Origin of the sequence: Pelomonas dachongensis (genome assembly GCF_043555865.1) — a bacterium.
Taxonomy (GTDB): Bacteria; Pseudomonadota; Gammaproteobacteria; order Burkholderiales; family Burkholderiaceae_C; genus Pelomonas; species Pelomonas dachongensis.
Window position 1 is genome coordinate 1 of record NZ_JBIGHY010000028.1, and the last position, 3,606, is coordinate 3,606.

Annotated in this window: 4 protein-coding genes; all 4 read left to right on the forward strand. The window is 70.2% G+C overall.

Features of this window, described 5'->3' with window-relative positions; translation table 11 throughout:
- The first annotated feature begins 349 nt into the window (after positions 1-349).
- Genes ACG02S_RS26480 through ACG02S_RS26120 form a run of 4 tightly spaced genes read left to right on the forward strand, consistent with a single transcriptional unit; the run spans position 350 to position 3,471 of the window.
- Positions 350-937: a hypothetical protein gene (locus ACG02S_RS26480; RefSeq protein ID WP_474103952.1), complete on the forward strand. Its 588-nt coding sequence runs from the start codon at positions 350-352 to the stop codon at positions 935-937.
- A 28-nt stretch (positions 938-965) separates the two neighbouring features.
- Positions 966-2,468 carry an IS21 family transposase gene (gene istA, locus ACG02S_RS26110; RefSeq protein WP_394473426.1) on the forward strand — a complete coding sequence of 501 codons (1,503 nt, stop codon included), beginning with the start codon at positions 966-968 and terminating at the stop codon, positions 2,466-2,468.
- 14 nt (positions 2,469-2,482) lie between these two features.
- Entirely contained in the window at positions 2,483-3,268 is a 786-nt protein-coding gene (gene istB / locus ACG02S_RS26115; RefSeq protein ID WP_474103953.1) for an IS21-like element helper ATPase IstB, read from the forward strand.
- Positions 3,265-3,471 (forward strand): hypothetical protein, encoded by a 207-nt coding sequence (locus tag ACG02S_RS26120; protein WP_394473428.1) that lies wholly within the window; start codon positions 3,265-3,267, stop codon positions 3,469-3,471. The genes istB and ACG02S_RS26120 overlap by 4 nt, the downstream gene beginning before the upstream one ends.
- The last annotated feature ends 135 nt before the right edge of the window (positions 3,472-3,606 follow it).

Here is a 3,606-nt window from a genome sequence, read left to right on the forward strand (position 1 = left end):
TGTGAACGGCGATCAGGATCCGCTTCTATTCGGCGGTGAGATGGCGGTTCCGCTCCAAGCTCTGTAAAGGGCTGTTTGCGTGCTGGGTGCGGGTCGACGGCGATCTGTGGTGATCGTCGTGGGGAATGAGTTGATGCCCATGCGGCCGCCCTGCAGGGCGGCCGCATGGCGGGCCTCGAGCAGGGTGTGATCGGTGGGTGGCCGGGAGCGCGCGGCCGGTGAGGTAGAACCTCGGCGTGCCTGAGTGGTAGGCGGGCACGGCGCCGGTCCATCGCGTGGCTGCTCAAGCCCGACGCCGTGCCCTACAACCGCGCCAGAGGCGGGATGCGAGTGAAGTGTATGCCGCGACATGCGGCCGTACACGCCGCTTGCGGGCGGCCATTGGCGTTCCTCGGGAGTCGTCCCGGGGAGCCTGGCCGTCGACCATCCCGCCCGTCTGTTCGTGTGCGCGCGCTGCCGTGCGCAGGTGCTGCTGTGCAGCCGCTGCGATCGCGGCCAGCGGTACTGCAGCCGCGCCTGTTCGGGCACGGCCCGCCGCGAAGCCCAGCGCGCCGCCGCGCAGCGCTACCAGAGCAGCCGTGCGGGTCGGATGGCGCACGCCGATCGATCACGGCGCTGGCGCCAGAGGCAGTGCGAGATCGCCGCCGTCGCCGCCACCACTGCGATCGCGATCGACGCCGCCGTCGACACCGGCGGCCAGGCGCACTTCGTGACGCATCAGGGTTGGCCGAACGTGCCGCCCGCTGCTCCACTGACCGCGAACGAGCAAGGCCATACGGTCAGCGTCACCGCTGCCGGCGCACTCCCGATCGACGCACCGCTGGTCCGCGCACGCTGCCGGCGTTGCGCCGCACCGCTGTCGCCCTGGGTGCGCCAAGGCTTCGTGCGTCACGGCCTGCGGCGCTGGCCGGCTCGTGTGGTCGATCCCAGCCCCTGAGTTCTCTGTGTTCCTTCAAGGAGCTCCCTTGGTCATCTCCGCCGACTTGAACGCGCAGATCCTGCGCCTGTACGACACCGAGCGCTGGCGCGTGGGCACCATCGCGCGCCAGCTTCACGTGCACCGCGACACCGTGCGACGCGTGCTCGCGCAGGCCGGCCTGCCGGCGCCCACCACGGTGCTGCGTCCCAGCCGCATCGACCCCTTCCGGGCGTTCATCCTGCAGACGCTGGGGAAGTTCCCCACGCTCACTGCGGCGCGGCTGTTCGACATGGTCCACGAGCGCGGCTACCGCGGCAGCCCCGACCACTTCCGCCACCTCGTGGCTTGCATGCGCCCGCGACCGGCGGCCCAGGCCTATCTGAGGCTGCGCACCCTGCCGGGTGAACAAGCACAAGTCGACTGGGGTCACTTCGGCCACTTGGCAGTAGGTCGCGCCCGACGGCCGTTGATGGCCTTCGTGATGGTGCTGAGCTACTCGCGCCGGATCTTCCTGCGCTTCTTCCTCGATGCCCGCCTGGACAGCTTCCTGCGTGGCCATGTCGAGGCGTTCGCCGCCTATGGCGGCTGTGCCCGCGTGCTGCTGTACGACAACCTCAAGAGCGCCGTGCTCGAGCGCGTGGGCGACGCCATCCGGTTCAATCCCGAGCTGCTGAAGTTCGCTTCTCACCATCGCTTCGAGGCGCGCCCGGTGGCGGTGGCGCGTGGCAACGAGAAGGGTCGAGTGGAGCGGGCGATCCGCTATGTGCGCGAGAGCTTCTTCGCCGCGCGCGAGTTCGCCGACCTGGACGACCTCAATGCCCAGGCGCGCCAGTGGTGCGAAGGCCTGGCCTCGGACCGGCGTTGGCCCGAGGACAGCGCATTGAGCGTGCGCCAGGCGTTCGAGGTCGAGCGTGTCAGCCTGCTTGCGCTGCCCGTGCAGGACTACCCGCTGGGCGAACGCGTGGCCGTGCAGGTGGGCAAGACGCCCTACGTGCGCTTCGAGCTCAATGACTACTCGGTGCCCCACACCCATGTGCGACGCACGCTGGCCGTGCTGGCCGACGAGGCGCGCGTGCGCGTGTTCGACGGCGCGGCCGAGATCGCCAGCCACGCGCGCAGCTACGACGCCGGCGCGCAGATCGAGGACCCGCAGCACATCGACGCGCTGGCGCAGCACAAGCGCCAGGCACGCGGTCATCGCGGTGTCGACCGGGTCAGCCGTGCAGTGCCAGCCGCTTCGAGGCTGCTCGCGCAAGCCGCCGAGCGCGGCGAGAACCTGGGCTCCATCACCGCAGCATTGCTGCGCCTGCTCGATCGCTACGGGGCGACGGCACTGCAGGCCGCCATTGAGAGCGCGCTCGCCCAAGGCGTGCCGCACCCGAACGCGGTGCGCCTGGCCCTGGAGCGCGCCCGCGAGGAGCAGGGGTTGCCGCCGCCCACGGCGCTGCACCTGAGCGAGGACGTGGCGCGCCGCGACGCGCCGGTGCGCTCGCACACGTTGGCCAGCTACGACCGGATCGCGCCGGTGGATACAGGAGAGAAGCCGTGAACGCCCCCCTGCCGATCAATGCCGCCGAACTGCGGGTCCAGGCGACCGGGCTGCGCCTGCACGGCTTGCTGGCCCACTGGGCCGACGTGATGAGCGAACCCGAGGCCGCCTCGCGCGTGGCGCAGTGGCTGGCCTGGGAGACCCAGGAGCGCAGTCGCCGCAGCCTGGAGCGCCGTCTGCGCGAAGCCCACATCGGCCAGTTCAAGCCGCTGGCCGACTTCGACTGGAGCTGGCCCGAGCAGGTCGACCGCGCCGCGGTGGAAGACCTCATGTCCTTGCAGTTCCTGGCTGACGCCACCAACGTCGTGCTCGTGGGGCCCAACGGCGTGGGCAAGACCATGTGCGCCTGCAACCTCGGCTACCAGGCGGTGCTGGCCGGCCACACGGTGTTGTTCGTCACCGCTGGCCATCTGCTGGGCGACCTGGCGGCCCTAGACAGCGACTCGACCCTGCGGCGGCGACTGCGTCACTACGCCGCGCCTGATCTGCTGCTCATCGACGAGGTCGGCTACCTCTCCTACTCAAACCGCCACGCCGACCTGCTGTTCGAGTTGGTCAGCCGGCGCTACCAGCACAAGAGTACGGTGGTCACCACCAACAAGGCGTTCGCCGAGTGGGGCGAAGTCTTCCCCAACGCCGCCTGCGTCGTCTCCCTGGTCGACCGGCTGATGCACCGCGCCGAGGTGGTGCGCATCGAGGGCGATTCCTACCGGGCCAAGGAAGCACAGGAGCGGCTGGCCGCGCGCACGCGTCAGCGGGCGGCCAAGGCTGGCACCGCACCGCGCAAGGCCAAGCCGTGAGGCCTCGCCATGCGGCGGCAGCGCCGCCGTCAGCGCTCCCCGAGCATTGGACGCCCGAGCAGGCGTTGGCGGTCTTCGAGTGCCTTCAGGACTTGCGTGAGCAGCTGTGGGCCCGGTACGGCCCGCAGATCCAGCAGGCTTGGCGGGACCAGCTCGTCGCCCAAACACCTCCGCCATCACTGGACCCGGACGAGCCGTTCTGACGCCGTCGCGGTTGATGCCGTCGCCTCTGCGTCGGGATCCGCAGGGAGCTTGCCGCTGTTCGTTCCCGCTACTGGCTCAGCTGCAAAACCGCGTCCTCACCGCCGAATAACAGCGGATCCTGACCGCCGCCAACA

Excerpts from the sequence above, each read along its gene's own strand:
- ACG02S_RS26480 (WP_474103952.1), top strand. The coding sequence starts at position 350 with ATGCGGCCGTACACGCCGCTTGCGGGCGGCCATTGGCGTTCCTCGGGA.